Genomic DNA, 15541 nt, shown 5'->3' with positions numbered 1-15541 from the left:
CCCCTTTCTTATTGCTCTAAATATCCCGGGGGTGTGGGGGCTGGCCCCCACTATGCCTGCGTGTTGGGGGCAGGCCCCCACAAAACGGGGGAATGATGCAAAGCCAAGGCTTTGCATCTAGGGGGCAGCGCCCCCAGCGGGTCGGCGCGCGCAGCGCGACGAAGCTACCCGTTCACAAAATGCACGCGGTCAAACTCTGCGCGCCACGCCGCCACCTCGCGTGCGACAGCTTCGGCGTCAGTCCCCGTCAGCCCGCGCGCGATCAACCCGGCCAGCCGCGGCGCATCCGCCGCCGTCATGCCCCAGCGGACAAGTTCCGGCGTGCCGATCCTCAGCCCGTTCATATCCCCCGCCACAGGCTTTGCAGGCAGGCCGATCCCGCAGGCCAGAAAGCCCGCTTGCCGCAACGTCTTGCTCGCCGCCTGCCCGCCACCAAAGCGCCCCGCCTCAAGCGCAAACTGGTGGCTGCGCGTCGCCCCATGCCGCCCTTCAAAGACAGGCAATCCCGCTTCCTTGAGCGCCTCCGCCAGCGCTCCGGCCATCGCGATCATCTCGCGCGCATAGGCCTGCCCAAAGTCGCGCCAATCCAGCAGCGTCACGGCGAGTGCGGCCGATTTCGCCGCATCAAAATTCGCCGTCATCCCAGGAAAGGCAATCGCGTCCAGCCGCTCCACAAGGGCTGCGTCATTGCTCACAATCAAGCCCCCCGCAGGGCCGCCAAGGCTCTTGTAGGTGCTCATCGTCATCAGATGCGCGCCCTGTTCAAGCGGGTTTTTCCACGCCTTGCCCGCAATGATCCCGCATTGATGCGCCGCATCAAACAGCAAGACCGCGCCCACCTCCTCGGCAATGCCGCGCACTTCGGCCACAGGGTGCTCATAAAGGTTGAGGCTGCCGCCCAGCGTGATCAGCTTGGGCTTTTCTGCCTTCGCCAAAGCGCGCAGGCCCTCCACATCCACGGTATAGCCATCCGCCGCCACAGGCGCCTCAAGGATGCGCAGCCCGTAAAGCCCCGCACAGCCCGCGCCGTGGTGCGTGACATGCCCGCCAATGGCCGCTGGCGGCGCAATGATCGTGTCGCCGGGCTGGCAAGTCGCCATAAAAGCATAGAGGTTCGCAATCGCCCCCGACGGCACGCGGATCTCGGCAAACTTGGCCTCAAACACCTCGGCGGCGAGCGCGGCAGCGATCACCTCGATCTCTTCAATCGCCTCCAGCCCCATTTCGTATTTGTCGCCCGGATAGCCCAGCGAGGGCCGCGAGCCGATGCCACTGGCCAGAAGCGCCTCAGCGCGCGGGTTCATCACATTGGTCGCAGGGTTGAGGTTGAAGCAAGCACGCTCGTGAATATGCCGGTTTTCCTCCGCCAGCCCCTCAAGGCGCGCCAGCACATCCGCTGACGGGGCGCTTGCAGTCTCGCCTGCCACACGCATCACAAGGCTTTCGCACACCTCAGGCACCCAGTTCCGCTTTTGCAATGTCATGCTCACATTCCCTCTCTGAGCCGATGATCTGGCTTTTACAGTGGCCCAGCGCAGCGCTTGCGGCAAACCAGAAAACCACTAGCATGAGTTTAGAAAAACTATGGGTAGCTTACTAAGGGTCGCTTTCATGCCAGTCACACCCCCGCGCCCCAAGGGGCCACCGCTCAACGCCCTGCGCGCCTTTGAGGCCGCCGCCCGCCTTGGCAGCTTTGCCAAAGCCGGTGAGGAGCTTTCCGTCACAGCGGGCGCAATCTCCCAGCAGATCAAGCAAATCGAGGCTTGGGCCGGCACAGCGCTGTTTGAGCGGCGTGCGCAAGGGGTTGCGCTCACAGCGGCGGGTCGTGCCCTTTTGGCCCCGCTCACCCCCGCTTTTGATGCGCTCTCCGAGGCCACAAGCGTTCTGCGCAGCCTCGCGCCCAAACCTGTGCTCAATATCGCCACCCTGCCCAGCATCGCCCAGCTCTGGCTTCAGCCCCGTCTTGGCACGCTCCGCGCCAGCCTGGGTGCGGCCAGCCTCTCGGTTTACGCCCTCGAAACCCCGCCTGATCTGCGCCGCACCCCGTTTGATTGCAGCCTGTTTCTACGCACCCCCAGCTGGGCAGCAGAGGAACGCGTGCTGGCCCGCGACGCGCTTGTGCCGGTCTGCGCGCCTTCTGTCGCCGCGCGGCTCAACAGCCTGCAAGACCTTACTGGCGAAACCCTGCTGCATGACGAAAGCTGGCGCGAGGATTGGCCACTTTGGGCCAAGGCCCAAAGCCTCACCCTGCCGTCTGAGCAGGCCCATGCACGCTATTCGCTCTATGCGCTGGCTGTGGCCGATGCCAAGGCAGGGTTCGGCGTGTTGATGGGGCATCTGCCATTGGTGCAGCAGGCTCTGGACACTGGCGAGCTCGTCGCGCCCTTTGATCTGGCCCTGCCAAGTGGCAAGGCGCTGGTGCTGGAGCAAAGCCCTGCTGCCACGCATGATCTGGGGGCGCTACTCAGCTCCTAAGCGCCTGCGCTTTCGGCCTTTTTCTCCCAGCGCCCACTCTCCTCGCTCCAGTATTCGGCGGCACAGCCCGCCCCTGTCAGCGCTTTCCACTGCCCCCGCGCCGCGGCCACGGCCTCGTCTTCATAGCCGTTAAAGACAAGGCAGACCCGCTCAAGCTCGGCCACTTCCTCAGCCGTGACATCCGCGCCGTCAATCGCCATCAGGCAGGTCGCGCCATTGGGCCTATCGCGCCCTTCGGTGAGCAAAACAGGCTGGAGCGCATCATGCGCCCCGCCCGCAAGCCCATGTGGCAGGAAGCTGTCGGGCCGCCCGCCCCAGAGCTTTTCGTCCAGCCATTCAAGCCGTGCGCGCTCAGACCCGCGCACGGCCACCTTCCAGCCGCGCGCCAGCGATGCCTCCAGAAGCTGCGGCAAGGCCTGCTCGAGCGGCCTGCGCGTCAGATGGTAGAACATCGCCTTGCCCATGGCTCAGGCCTGCTCTGCCTTGGTCTCAAAAGTGTCGGCCACAAAACGGTTGAGCGCCATCACACCCCAGCCCGTCGCGCCCGCCCCTGCATAGGCGGTTTGCGCCTTCACACTGGCCGTGCCCGCAATATCAAGGTGAATCCACGGCTGCCCCTCTTTCACAAAGCGCTTCAGAAACTGCGCCGCCGTGATCGCGCCGGCAGGCCGCCCGCCCACGTTTTTCATATCGGCAATGCGGCTCTTGAGCTGGTCGTCATACCCCTGCCCAAGCGGCAGACGCCACGCGCCCTCGCCCTCAGCAGCAGCCGCCTTGAGGAAGCTCTGGCAAAACGCATCGTCGTCGGAGAAAACACCCGTGTTCTCATGCCCCAGCGCAATGATCACCGCGCCGGTGAGCGTGGCAAGGTCGATCATCCCCGCAGGCTTGTAGGTCTCTTGGGCATACCACATCACATCACAGAGAACGAGGCGGCCCTCCGCGTCGGTGTTGATCACTTCGATGGTGTCCCCTTTCATGGAGGTCACAACATCGCCGGGCCGTGTCGCCCGGTCGCTCGGCATGTTCTCCACCAGCCCGACAAGGCCGATGACATTGGCCTTGGCCTTGCGCTCGGCAAGGGCCTGCATCACGCCCGCCACGGTGCCTGCGCCGCCCATGTCCATGGTCATATCTTCCATGCCAGCGGCAGGTTTGAGGCTGATTCCCCCCGTGTCAAAGACAACGCCCTTGCCCACAAGTGCGAGCGGGGCCGCGCCCTTATCGCCGCCCAGCCACTCCATCACCACAACCTTGCTGGGGCTGGCGCTGCCGTGGCCCACGCTTAAAAGCGCGTGCATCCCCAGTTTGGCAAGCTCCGCCTCGTCCATGACCTTCACCTTGAGGCCCAGTTTCTCAAGCGCCACCAAGCGGTTGGCAAATTCTGTCGTGGTCAAGTGGTTGGCTGGCTCGTTCACAAGATCGCGGGTGAAATGCACGCCGCGCGCAACAGCCAGCGGCGCAGCGGTGGCCGCCTCAAGCGCGCCGGGTTTGGGGCACATCACCAAAATCGCGCCCTCTGCGTCCTGTTCTGCTGTCTTGTGCGGGGTGAAGTCATAGAGCCGCAGCGCCAACCCCATGATCACCTCTTCCGCCCGCGGCATCGCGCCAAGGCAGAGCGTGAGGGCCGCTTTGCCCTTGGCCTTGGCCAGCGCCACCCCCGCCTTGCGAGCCAGGTCGGCCTTGGCGGTGCGCGCAAGCTTCACCACATCCACAGCCTCGGCGGCCATGCCCGAAGGGTAGCCAAGGCTGATCACCTCGCCTTCCTTGGCCTTTTCAAAGCGCGGGCTCTCCACCAGCCGCTTCAGCGCCCCCTTAGTGAGCCGGGCCACACGGCGCCCTGCCTTGTCCAGCGCGCCGTCAAAGCCCGCAACAACCGCCACGCGCCCCTGCACAAGGCTCAATGCCTCCAGATCCAATTCTTCAAAACGAAACGTCGCAAGCCCGGCCATGTGTCTCTCCCATCAGGTTTTCTCCAGTCCTAGCCTGCACAGCTGCGCTTGGCCAGAGGGGCTGCGCAGGAAGTCGCCAAACCCCCTTGCGCGCCACCGCTTTAGCAGTTTACCCCCCCCTGCCCGATCTAGTAGGGTTGGCAGAACGACGACACACTCCGGGGGAATACCGTGGCCAGATTCGACCGCTATATGCTCTCGCAGCTTATGGTCCTCTTTGGCTTTTTTGCCCTTGTCCTCGTCGCCATCTATTGGATCAATCGCGCCGTCAAATTGTTTGAAACGCTGATCGGCGACGGCCAGACAGCGCTTGTCTTTGCCGAATTCACAGCCCTCACACTGCCCTCGGTGATCCGCGTGGTGCTGCCCATTGCGGGCTTTGCCGCAACCCTGTTTGTCACCAACCGCCTGAGCACGGAAAGCGAGCTTACCGTGATGCAGGCCACCGGGTTTTCCCCCTGGCGCCTGGCGCGGCCTGTGGCCTATTTCGGGCTCATTCTGGCGCTCATGCTCAGCGTGCTCACCCATCTGCTGGTGCCCGCCTCCCTCAAGCAGCTCAAACTGCGTGAAACCGAGATTTCAAGCAATATCACCGCGCGCCTGCTCACCGAGGGCACCTTTTTGCATCCGGTTGAGGGGGTCACTTTCTACATCCGCGAAATCACCCCGGAAGGCCGGATGAACGATGTGTTCCTGTCAGACAGGCGCAACCGGGACCAGAGCGTCACCCACACCGCCGCTTCGGCCTATCTTGTGCGCCAGCAAAACGGGCCGTCGCTGGTGATGCTCGATGGGCTCACCCAGCGGCTTGAGCGCCCTGAAAACCGCCTCAGCACCACCCATTTCTCTGATTTATCGTATAATATCAGCGGCTTTCTTACCCAAGAAAAGAGCGTCCAACCGCTCTTGCGCCATTTTTCAACCGCAGAGCTTCGGGCCACCCCGGTGCATATCAAGCTGCGCACCGGCGTGCAGGACGGGGTGTTTGCCGAGGAGTTTCACAGCCGCTTTGTGCAGCCGCTCTTTGCCTTTACGGCGGCGCTCCTGGGGTTTGCGACGCTCTTGTCGGGCGGATTTTCGCGGTTCGGTGTCTGGCGTCAAATCGTGCTATCCCTCGGTTTTCTGATCGCCATCAAAGCCCTTGAAGGCGCGCTCACAGAGCCGGTTCTGAGCCATGCGCCGCTCTGGCCGCTGCTCTATCTGCCGTCGCTGCTCGGGATTGGCCTCACGGGGCTGTTGTTGGCGCATTCTGCGGGGCAGCTGCCACGGCTCAAAGCGCGCGCGCGGCCCTCCCCGGAGGCAACGCCATGACGCTGCACCTCTATTTCATCCGTAAATTTGTGCTGCTGTTCTTCGGTCTTTTGGGGCTGTTTTTTCTCTTTCAGACCTTCATTGACCTGATCGAAACCTTGCGCCGCTTTCAAGGGGTCGAGGTCAGCTTTTGGGGCGTCTTGCGGCTGACGCTGCTCAATGTTCCGCAGGGCCTGTATCAAATCCTGCCTCTGGTGATGATCCTGTCTGCAATTGCGCTGTTCATTGGGCTGGCGCGCAGCTCCGAGCTGGTGGTGGTGCGCGCGACGGGGCGTTCTGGGCTGCGCGCCTTGGTGGCGCCGGCCACCGTGGCCCTGCTCATCGGGGCGCTCATGGTGGCCGTGTTCAACCCGATGGTGGCCGCCACCACCAAGCTGCACGACAGGATCAGCCAAGAGCTGCGCGACGGCTCGGTGGATGTGCTCTCGCTCTCGGCAGAGGGCCTCTGGTTGCGCCAGGGCGGGGCCGAAGGCCAAACGGTGATCCGCGCCGCCTCCGCCAATCCGGAGGCCACGGTGCTCTATGATGTCACCTTCATCTCCTATGCGCCCAGCGGCGGCCCGCTCAAGCGGATCGAAGCCGCCCAAGCACAGCTTGTGCCGGGGGCCTGGGAGCTTTCGCAGGCGGTTGTCTGGCCCTTGTCCTCCGGGGTCAATCCGGAGGGCAGCGTGGCACGCCACCTGACATTACGGATTTCTTCAACTCTCACCCAAGAGCGTATCCTGGAAAGCTTCGGCGCGCCCAATGCAATCTCCATCTGGGATCTGCCCGCCTTCATCGGCCAGCTTGATCAGGCGGGCTTTTCCACCCGGCGTCACGCGGTTTGGATGCAAATGGAGCTGGCGCAACCCTTCTTCCTGCTCGCCATGGTGCTGATCGGTGCGGCCTTTACCATGCGACACAGCCGCAGCGGCGGCACCGGGCTGGCCGTTCTGGCGTCGGTTTTGCTGGGGTTTGGCCTTTACTACACCCGAAATTTCGCGCAGGTGCTGGGCGAGAATGGCCAAATTCCGGTTTTGCTGGCTGCCTGGGCCCCGCCCAGCGCGTCCATCCTGCTGGCTCTCGGCCTGTTGTTGCACATGGAGGACGGATGAGACGCGCCGCCCTGATCTTTGCGCCTTTGCGCCTGGCCCTGCTCGGTCTGGGCCTGCTCGCTGTTGTGCTGGCTCTGCCACGCGCCCTCACCGCTCAGGACGGCCCCGCAATGCTGGTGGCCGATGAGATTTTCCTGGAGGGCGCAGCACGGCTCGTGGCGCAGGGCCGCGTGGAAGCCCTTGCCGGCACAACCCGCATCACCGCGCGCAAGATCACCTATGAGCGCAGCACCGACACGCTGGTCATAGAAGGGCCCATCCACCTTGAGAGCGCCGCAGGCGACACCACAATTCTGGCCGAAAGCGGCCAGATGGACAGCCGCTTTCAAAGCGCCATCCTGAAGGGGGCCCGGCTGGTGCTTGATCAGCAGGTCCAGCTGGCCGCCCATCAGCTGGCCCGCGCCGAGGGGCGCTATTTGCAGCTTTACAAAACCGCGGTCACCTCCTGCCACATCTGCGCCACGGGCGACGCCCCGCTCTGGCAGATCCGCGCCCGAAGGGTTGTCCATGATGCAGAAGAGAAACAGCTCTATTTTGAGGGCGCACAAGTGCTGGTGCGCGATGTGCCGGTCTTTTACCTGCCCTATCTGCGGCTGCCCGATCCAAGCCTGAAACGCGCCTCAGGCTTCATGATCCCCTCCTTCTCCAGCAGCTCGGTCCTCGGAACCGGGGTGCGCACCCCCTATTTCATCCGCATGGGCGCGCATCGTGATCTCACCCTGGCCCCCTATGTGAGCACCAAGGCGCGCTCACTGGAATTCAGCTACCGCCAGGCTTTTGCGCAGGGCGACATCGGCTTTGAGGGGGCGCTCTCGCGCGATGATACCCTGCCCGGAGAGAGCCGCGGTTATCTCTTTGCCGAGGGCGGCTTTCGCCTCAAGAGCGGCTTCAACCTGAGCTTTGATCTGGAAGCCACCCGCGATGACAGCTACCTTTTGGACTACAAATATTCCGAGAAAGACCGGCTGGACAGCGAAGTCGCGCTCACCCGCGCCTCCCGCGACAGCTATACCACGGCCGCGCTTGTGCATTATCACAGCCTGCGGCAGGGCGAGGACAACGCCACACTGCCCTCGGTAATTGGTGACTTTTCCCATGAAATCAGGCGCTTTCCCCGCGCTTTCGGAGGGGAGCTGCGCCTGAAGGGCAAAGTCCACAGCCATTACCGGTATTCAGACAGAGACACCGACACCGACGGCGATGGCGAGAGTGACGGGCGTGATGTGGCCCGCCTGAGCGCAGAGGCCAGCTGGCAACGCCTCTGGACCCGCCCCAGCGGTGTGCAGGCGCAGCTTTTCACCGGGCTGGCCTTTGACAGCTTCAGCACCACCCAAGACAGCAGCCGCGCCACCACAGCCTCCGAGCTGACCCCCATGGCCGCGCTCGCGCTGCGCTGGCCGCTGCATAAGCTTTCGCGCGGGGGTGCGCACCATGTGCTTGAGCCCTTTGCCCAGCTCGGCTGGGTCGGGGGCAGCACACCGGATGTGGCCAACGACGAGAGCACACGCGTCGAATTTGACGAAGGCAACCTGCTGGATCTGTCGCGCTTTCCCGCCCAGGACCGCCGCGAGCGCGGGGCCATGCTGGCCTATGGGCTCAACTGGAGCCGGCAGGGGCCAACCGGCTGGATGAGTTCGCTCACACTGGCCCAAATCCTGCGCCGGCAACACCAGGATGACTTTTCGGTGTCCTCGGGTCTCTCCGGGCGCCACTCCGATCTGCTGCTTTCGGGCAAGCTGCACTCCCAAAACGGTGTTTCGCTCACCGGTCGGGCGCTGCTGACCAAAGATCTGAGCCTCAGCAAAGCCGAGGCGCGCGGCGCTTGGACGGGCCAGCGCTACGGCTTTGGGGCGAGCTATGTCTGGCTGGGGGTGGACCCGCAGGAAGAGCGCACAAGCACCGTCGCAGAACTCTCGCTGGACGGGCGCTACCGGATCTCGCGCCATTGGACGAGTTCAACCCATATGGTCTATGATGTCACCGCCGATCAGGCCGCCGAGGCCGGGCTCGGGCTGCAATACCGCAATGAATGCGTGAAAATTGACCTTTCGCTCTCGCGCCGCTTCACCTCTTCCACTATCCTGTCCCCCGCAACAGAAATGAGCCTGACAGTCGGGCTGCTCGGGTTTAATGCAAGCTCGCGCGACACAACCTATGCCCGCCAATGCAAGGACTGACACCATGACCCTTTTCTCGCTCCGCAAATTGCTTCTACTGGCGCTGCTGGCCCAGCCTCTGGGCGCCACTGCCCCGGCCATGGCACAAAACCTTTTTGCCCCCGCGATCAAGGTCAACGACAAGGTCATCACCCGTTTCGAGCTCAATCAGCGCGCCCAGATGTTGCAGCTCTTCCGCTCGCCCGGAAACCCGGCCACAGAGGCCCGCAAACAGCTTATCGAGGATCGCCTCAAGCTGGACATGGCCGAAACGCTCGACATCCTGCCCAGCGAACAGGAGCTTGAAGAGGGCATGGCCGATTTCGCCGCCCGCGCCGATATGACAACAGAAGTCTTCCTGCAATCCTTGGCCCAGGCCGGCATAGAGCCCGTCACCTTCCGCGACTTTATCCTGTCTCGCATTGCCTGGGGCCGGTTGGTGCGGGCCAAATTCGGGCCCCGCGTCGAGGTGGCCGAGGGCGATGTCGACCGCGCGCTGGCCAGCACGGGGGTTGGAAACGTGCGTGTGCTGCTCTCCGAAATCATCCTGCCGGCGCCGCCCGCCGAGGCGGCCCAGGTGCGCGAACGCGCCGAGCAGATCGCCCAGATCACCAGCCAGGCGGCCTTTGCAGAGGCGGCACAGCGCTTTTCGGCCAGCGAAAGCAGCCTGCGCGGCGGAAGGCTGGATTGGACAGCGCTGGCCAATCTGCCCGCGCCCTTGCATCCCATCATCCTCGGCCTCGGCCAGAACCAGGTGAGCGATCCCGTCCCGATTGACGGCGGCTTTGCCCTGTTCCAGCTGCGCGGGCTTCAAGAAGGGGCGGTGGTGCAGCCCAGCTTTAGCGCCATAGACTACGCCACCTACTTTATTCCCGGCGGGCGCACAGCCCAAGCGCTGGCCCAGGCCGAAGCCATCAAGAGCCAGATCGACACCTGTGACGATCTCTACGGAATCGCCAAGGGCCAGCCCGAAGAGCGCCTCCAACGCCTCTCCAAAGCCCCCGGCGAGATCGCAGCAGATATCGGCGTCGAACTGGCCAAGCTGGACAAACACGAGGTGTCCACGGCCCTCACCCGTGGCGAGGGCCAACAGCTGGTTTTCCTCATGCTCTGCGGGCGCACGCCCAAAGACACCGAGGGGATCGACCGCAACGATGTGGCGCTGAGCGTTCAAAACCGCCGGCTGGCCAGCTTCGCGGATGGCTATCTTGCCCAGCTGCTGGACGAGGCGCGGATCATTGACTACTGAACGCCCGGTTGCGCTCAGCTGTGGCGAGCCGGCGGGCATCGGCCCCGATCTGGCACCTCGGCTCTGGCAGGCCCTCAAAGACGAGATGAGCTTTTTCTGGATTGGAGAGCCCGAACACCTCCCCCAAGGCTGCCCGCGCGTGCAGATAAACAGCCCCGAGCAGGCCCCCGCGGCCATGGCCCGTGGCCTGCCGGTGCTGCACGAGCCCATGCCGGGCCCGCGCCGGCCCGGCCAGCCCGATCCGGCACATGCCGCCGGGGTTCTCAAGGCGATTGCACGGGGGGTTGCGCTGGTGCAATCAGGCGCGGCCTGCGCGCTCACCACCCTGCCCATCCACAAGAAAGCCCTCAAGGACGGGGCCGGCTTTGCCTTTGCCGGGCATACCGAATATCTGGCCCATCTGGCCGGGGTGGAGCATGTGGTGATGATGCTCGCCAGCGACGAGCTCAGGGTTGTGCCCGCCACGATCCATATCCCGCTGGCCGATGTGCCCGCCGCGCTCACCCCCGCCCGCCTGCGCCGCACCGTTGAGATCACCCATCATGCCTTGCAAGCGCAATTCAAGATTGCCGCACCCCGCCTCGCCGTGGCCGGTCTCAATCCACACGCCGGTGAGGGCGGCACCATGGGCCGCCAAGAGCAAGACTGGATCGCACCGCTGCTGGACCAGATGCGCGCCGAGGGGCTGAACCTGCTCGGGCCGCTGCCTGCGGACACGCTGTTTCATGCCGAGGCCCGCGCGCGCTATGATGCCGCCATCTGCATGTATCATGATCAGGCACTGATTCCGATCAAGACACTGGCCTTTGACAGGGGCGTCAATATCACCCTCGGTCTGCCCTTCCTGCGCAGCTCGCCCGATCATGGCACCGCTTTTGACATCGCCGGAACCGGGGCGGCCAATCCGCGCTCCAGCATTGAAGCTTTGCGCCTCGCATGGCACATGGGGCGCAGATGAGCCAGATTGACACCCTCCCCCCGCTGCGCAGCGTGATTGCCTCCCATGGCCTCTCCGCGCGCAAATCACTCGGGCAGAACTTCCTGCTTGACCTCAACCTGACCGCCAAGATCGCCCGGCATGTCAGCACTCTGAGCGAGAGCGATGTTCTGGAAATCGGCCCCGGCCCGGGCGGGCTCACACGCGGGTTGCTCGCCGAAGGCGCGCGCCGCGTCTTGGCCATCGAAAAAGACAGCCGCTGCATTCCGGCCCTGCAAGAGATCGCCGCCGCCTATGAGGGCCGCCTGACCGTGATCGAGGGCGACGCGCTGGAGGTGGACCCGCTGGCGCATCTCAGCCAGCCAATCCAGATCGCGGCGAACCTGCCTTACAATATCGGCACAGAGCTGCTCGTGCGCTGGCTGACACCGCCCGCCTGGCCCCCGTTCTGGGACAGCCTGACACTGATGTTTCAGCGCGAGGTGGCCGAGCGGATCGTGGCCCGCCCCGGTTCCAAAGCCTATGGCCGGCTCGCCCTGCTGGCCCAATGGCGCTGTGATGCCGCCATCGTGCTCAGCCTGCCGCCCGAGGCCTTCACACCGCCGCCCAAGGTCAGCAGCGCGGTTGTCCACCTCAAGGCCCTGCCCGCGCCCCGCTTTGAGGCCAATGCCAAAACGCTGGAGCGCGTCGTCGCCCGCGCCTTCAACCAGCGCCGCAAGATGCTGCGCGCCGCCCTCAAGGGCCTGGCCCCCGATCTTGAAGACCGCTTGATTGCCGCCGGCATCAAGCCGACCGAACGGGCCGAAACGGTCGGATTGGAGCAGTTCTGTGCCCTCGCCCGCGCGCTGGACAGCTGACACGCCCCTCCACAGATTTGCCAAACCGACACAGCACAAAAAAAGGCGGCCAGGGCCGCCTTTGGTGTTGTGATATGAAACCTGCGCGCGCGGGGCCGGCGGCCGTGTGCGGGCGCTATTCTGCCGCCTCAGAACCGCCTTCCGGCGCGGCGACATCCTTCTTGCGGCGCGGCTTGCGCACGCGCTTGGGCTTCTCGACAGCCCCTTCCGGCGTTTCAACCAAGCCGCTTTCAGGCTCTTCGCTGCGCATCATTTCCAGCTGGGAAATCTCCGGATGCGGGGCGTCAGCCTTTGCGGCCTCAGCGCTCTCGGCAGGCTGGGTGCGCGCAGGTGCAGCCGGTGCGGCCGGTGCGGCGTTGCTCTCACGCTCCTGACGCTCGCGGCGCTCTTGCGCCTCCCGGTCGCGCTCAGCTTGGCGCTCGCGGTTTTGCTGTTCCATCAGCTCGCGCTTGGCCGTTTCCTCGCGCATCGCCTCACTCAGCATACGCTGGTAATGCTCGGCATGTTGCTGAAAATTCTCAGTCGCCACCCGGTCGCCCGCAAGCTGGGCGTCACGCGCAAGCTGGTTGTATTTCTCGATAATCTGCTGCGGCGTGCCGCGCACTTTTCCCTCAGGCCCCGAGCTGTCAAAAACGCGGTTGATGATATTTCCTGACGGCCGGCTGTTGTTCCGGTTGTTCTTTGATCGCGAACGCGATTTGGATGATCTCATGTTGTAAGAGCCTGAGCTTGTTAAATGGTCTTTGTTTGATCTGCGGTGTGCAAACACACATAAGGCAAATCCAAAGATTTCTGGCTTGAGTGTCAGCGGGACCGTCAACAGGACATCCACCGCTCACATGCCCAATAATCATGCCACAACTTGATTAACAAGGGCCAAATGCCAAAAAACCCCGCCAAACCGGCAAAACACACCGATTTTACGCAGGCTTACGCCCCCAAACCACGCGCTCATGCCCGTCAAGGTCGTGCAGATGCTGCACGTCACAATAATCCGCCAGCCGCAACAGCTCTTGCACATCAGCCGCCTGCCCGGCCCCAACTTCAAGCATCAGCCGCCCGCCGGGGTCCAGATAATCGGCGGCCTGCGCCGCAATCACCCGGTAAGCTGTCAGCCCGTCGGCCTCGTCGGTCAGCGCGCCGCGCGGCTCATAGGCAAGCTCGGGCGCCAGCCCTGCCATATCCCCCAGCGCAATATAGGGCGGGTTGGAAACGATCAGATCAAAGCGGCCCTCAACGGCCTCAAACCAATCCGAGCGCCGCAAGCGCACCCGCGCAGCCACGCCCAGCGCCGCCGCGTTGCGCGCCGCAACCGCCAGCGCCGCCTCGGAAATATCCGTTGCCAGCCCTTGTGCGTCGCTCTCCGCCAGAAGCGTAAGCGCAATACAGCCCGACCCGGTGCCAAGATCGAGCAGATGCGCAAACGGCTCCGCAAGGGCTGCCGCAATCAGCGTTTCCGTGTCCCCGCGCGGGTCGAGCACATCAGGTGTCACCTCAAAGATACGCCCGTAAAACTGCCGCCGCCCCGTCAGCTGCGCCACAGGCCGCCGCGCGGCCCGCTCCGCCACAAGCGCGTCAAAAGCCGCTTGGGCCTCTGGCGTGATCTCGTCTTGCAGATGCAGCGTCATCCGCGCCGCCTCAAGCCCCAGCACATGCGCCATCAAGAGCCGCGCATCCCGCGCCGCGCCCTCCACGCCCGCCGCCGTCAAAACGCCCGCGCCCGCGCGCAAGGCAGCGGCCACAGTCCGCTGGCTCACCCGTTCATCTCCGCGAGCAATGTCGCCTGATGGTCGGCAATCAGCGCATCAATAATTTCGTCGAGATCCCCCGCCATCACAGCATCAAGCTTGTAAAGCGTCAGGCCGATGCGGTGGTCCGTCATCCGCCCCTGCGGGAAGTTATAGGTCCGGATCCGCTCGCTGCGATCGCCCGTGCCCACCTGCGCGGCGCGGCTGGCGCTGCGTGCGTCATGGGCCTTCTGGCGCTCAAGGTCAAACAGCCGTGTCTTCAGAACCTGCATGGCAATCTCGCGGTTGCGGTGCTGGGATTTTTCCGAAGAGGTCACAACCAGTCCGCTCGGGATATGGGTGATGCGCACGGCAGAATCGGTGGTGTTCACATGCTGCCCGCCTGCGCCGCTGGCGCGCATGGTGTCGATGCGGATGTCAGCGGCGTTGATCACAATGTCCACGTCTTCCGCTTCGGGCAAAACAGCCACCGTGGCCGCCGAGGTGTGAATGCGCCCGCCGCTTTCCGTTTCAGGCACGCGCTGCACACGGTGCACCCCGCTTTCAAATTTGAGCCGCGCAAAAACATCCTGCCCCGCCACGCGCACAACCGCCTCCTTGATCCCGCCCAGCTCGCTCACGCTCTCTTCCAGGATCTCGAACTTCCAGCCGCGCGCTTCCGCGTAGCGCTGATACATGCGCAACAAGTCGCCCGCAAAAAGCGCCGCCTCATCGCCCCCCGTGCCGGGGCGTATCTCGATAAGTGCCGCCCGCCCGTCTGCCGCATCCTTGGGCAGAAGCGCAAGTTGCAGCGCCGCTTCAGCCTCGGGCAGGCGCGCGCGCAGCTCGGGCAGCTCCTCCTCGGCCAGCGCCTTCATCTCGGGGTCTGCCAACATCGCCTTGGCGTCAGCCAGATCGCGCAGCAAGCCGCGGTAGCCCTCGATCTGCTCCACCACGGGGCGCAGGTCGGAATACTCCTTGGCCAGCGCGGCAATATCCCCGCCCCCCTCCGCCATCTTGGCTTCAAGGAACTGGAAACGCTGGATGATCTGCTCAAGACGCTCGGAAGGAACCATGGGAGCGATGTGCGGTATTCGCAGCACTTGGTCAAGCGCTCAGTTTTTGCTATACTGAGGAAATGAAGCGTTATGCCATCCTTTTGGCGCTCGCCGCCCCCGCCCTCGCCGATCAGACGATCGGTGGCAAGGTGATTGACTGCTACTGCACCGACAGCACCGGCAGCCGTGTCGAGCTGGGTGAAAGCATCTGCCTGCAAGTCGGCGGGCGCATGTTCACCGCCCAGTGCCAGATGTCGCTCAACGTGCCGATGTGGCGCGAAACCGCCGATGGCTGCATGAGCTCAGAGCTGCAAATCAGCCAGCCATCCCCGAACACGCGCCTGGTTGACTCCTAGGTCCGAGCGCCCAAAGCGCAACCGGCTGAAAATCTCCAGCCGCCCGTCCCCAAGCCGCACCGTGGCATAATCAGGAAACCCCCAAAGCGCTGAGCGCGTTACATAAAGCCGCTCATGGCCCCAGTCTGCCAGTCGTTCCGTGCGCGCGCTTGTCAGAATCACCGCCTCCACATCGTCCAAGCTGCCGGCATAATCCCGCACCGCCCGAAAGCCGCCAGCGCTGGCCAAATCGCCCGCCTCGGCCATCTCTCCGTGCAGCCGCCACCGCTCCGCATCCTGCGGCGCCAGTCGCACATAGCCCGCAAAACCGGCCACCCCTAAAAACAGTCCCAACAGCAGCCAGCCCAAAACCCTCATCCTTTCTTATTG

The 15541-nt window shown here is 64.1% G+C and carries 15 protein-coding genes; 8 read left to right on the top strand and 7 right to left on the bottom strand.

The window, feature by feature from the left end; all coding sequences use genetic code 11:
• Positions 1 to 164: 164 nt before the first annotated feature.
• A complete protein-coding gene (locus tag Q0478_RS08570; protein WP_298678345.1) occupies positions 165 to 1484 on the bottom strand; it encodes an aminotransferase class I/II-fold pyridoxal phosphate-dependent enzyme in 1320 nt (439 codons plus the stop codon).
• A 127-nt stretch (positions 1485 to 1611) separates the two neighbouring features.
• On the opposite strand from Q0478_RS08570, the gene Q0478_RS08565 reads away from it, so the two are divergent.
• The gene (locus tag Q0478_RS08565) at positions 1612 to 2475 is read left to right on the top strand and encodes a LysR family transcriptional regulator (RefSeq protein WP_298678343.1); all 864 of its coding nucleotides are present in this window, start codon (positions 1612 to 1614) and stop codon (positions 2473 to 2475) included.
• Here the strand turns inward: Q0478_RS08565 and Q0478_RS08560 are convergent.
• Together Q0478_RS08560 and Q0478_RS08555 are read right to left on the bottom strand one after the other, a co-directional pair.
• Positions 2472 to 2939 carry a DNA polymerase III subunit chi gene (locus Q0478_RS08560; protein WP_298678341.1) on the bottom strand — a complete coding sequence of 156 codons (468 nt, stop codon included), beginning with the start codon at positions 2937 to 2939 and terminating at the stop codon, positions 2472 to 2474. The two genes, Q0478_RS08565 and Q0478_RS08560, sit on opposite strands and share 4 nt — an antisense overlap.
• A gap of 3 nt (positions 2940 to 2942) precedes the next feature.
• Positions 2943 to 4427, bottom strand: coding sequence for a leucyl aminopeptidase (locus Q0478_RS08555; protein WP_298678340.1), 1485 nt, complete (start codon positions 4425 to 4427; stop codon positions 2943 to 2945).
• 171 nt (positions 4428 to 4598) lie between these two features.
• Here Q0478_RS08555 and lptF point away from each other — a divergent pair, with 171 nt between their 5' ends.
• Genes lptF through rsmA form a run of 6 tightly spaced genes read left to right on the top strand, consistent with a single transcriptional unit; the run spans position 4599 to position 12031 of the window.
• On the top strand, positions 4599 to 5738 hold the full coding sequence (gene lptF / locus Q0478_RS08550; RefSeq protein ID WP_298678338.1) for an LPS export ABC transporter permease LptF: 1140 nt from the start codon (positions 4599 to 4601) through the stop codon (positions 5736 to 5738).
• Positions 5735 to 6832, top strand: coding sequence for an LPS export ABC transporter permease LptG (lptG, locus tag Q0478_RS08545; RefSeq protein ID WP_298678336.1), 1098 nt, complete (start codon positions 5735 to 5737; stop codon positions 6830 to 6832). Before lptF ends, lptG begins: the two co-directional genes overlap by 4 nt.
• Complete coding sequence (gene lptD / locus Q0478_RS08540; RefSeq protein WP_298678334.1) at positions 6829 to 9009, top strand: LPS assembly protein LptD; 2181 nt, start codon at positions 6829 to 6831, stop codon at positions 9007 to 9009. Before lptG ends, lptD begins: the two co-directional genes overlap by 4 nt.
• A 4-nt stretch (positions 9010 to 9013) precedes the next feature.
• Positions 9014 to 10237, top strand: coding sequence for a peptidylprolyl isomerase (locus Q0478_RS08535; RefSeq protein WP_298678331.1), 1224 nt, complete (start codon positions 9014 to 9016; stop codon positions 10235 to 10237).
• Entirely contained in the window at positions 10227 to 11195 is a 969-nt protein-coding gene (pdxA, locus tag Q0478_RS08530) for a 4-hydroxythreonine-4-phosphate dehydrogenase PdxA (RefSeq protein WP_298678329.1), read from the top strand. The genes Q0478_RS08535 and pdxA overlap by 11 nt, the downstream gene beginning before the upstream one ends.
• A complete protein-coding gene (gene rsmA / locus Q0478_RS08525) occupies positions 11192 to 12031 on the top strand; it encodes a 16S rRNA (adenine(1518)-N(6)/adenine(1519)-N(6))-dimethyltransferase RsmA (RefSeq protein ID WP_298678327.1) in 840 nt (279 codons plus the stop codon). The genes pdxA and rsmA overlap by 4 nt, the downstream gene beginning before the upstream one ends.
• Positions 12032 to 12146: 115 nt before the next feature.
• Here the strand turns inward: rsmA and Q0478_RS08520 are convergent, their stop codons facing one another.
• The 3 genes from Q0478_RS08520 to prfA form a co-directional block, all read right to left on the bottom strand.
• Complete coding sequence (locus tag Q0478_RS08520) at positions 12147 to 12743, bottom strand: DUF4167 domain-containing protein (protein ID WP_298678325.1); 597 nt, start codon at positions 12741 to 12743, stop codon at positions 12147 to 12149.
• 208 nt (positions 12744 to 12951) lie between these two features.
• Entirely contained in the window at positions 12952 to 13788 is an 837-nt protein-coding gene (gene prmC, locus Q0478_RS08515) for a peptide chain release factor N(5)-glutamine methyltransferase (RefSeq protein ID WP_298678323.1), read from the bottom strand.
• Entirely contained in the window at positions 13785 to 14834 is a 1050-nt protein-coding gene (gene prfA, locus Q0478_RS08510; protein ID WP_298678321.1) for a peptide chain release factor 1, read from the bottom strand. Before prfA ends, prmC begins: the two co-directional genes overlap by 4 nt.
• A gap of 62 nt (positions 14835 to 14896) precedes the next feature.
• Between prfA and Q0478_RS08505 the strand changes: the two genes are divergently transcribed.
• The gene (locus Q0478_RS08505; protein ID WP_298678319.1) at positions 14897 to 15172 is read left to right on the top strand and encodes a hypothetical protein; all 276 of its coding nucleotides are present in this window, start codon (positions 14897 to 14899) and stop codon (positions 15170 to 15172) included.
• Here Q0478_RS08505 and Q0478_RS08500 read toward each other — a convergent pair.
• Positions 15119 to 15529, bottom strand: a complete 411-nt coding sequence (locus Q0478_RS08500) for a DUF1499 domain-containing protein (RefSeq protein WP_298678317.1) — start codon at positions 15527 to 15529, stop codon at positions 15119 to 15121. The genes Q0478_RS08505 and Q0478_RS08500 overlap by 54 nt on opposite strands.
• Positions 15530 to 15541 lie beyond the last annotated feature (12 nt).

The organism is uncultured Lentibacter sp. (assembly GCF_937123735.1).
GTDB lineage: Bacteria > Pseudomonadota > Alphaproteobacteria > Rhodobacterales > Rhodobacteraceae > Lentibacter.
This window is presented reverse-complemented; position numbering and strand designations above follow the sequence as displayed.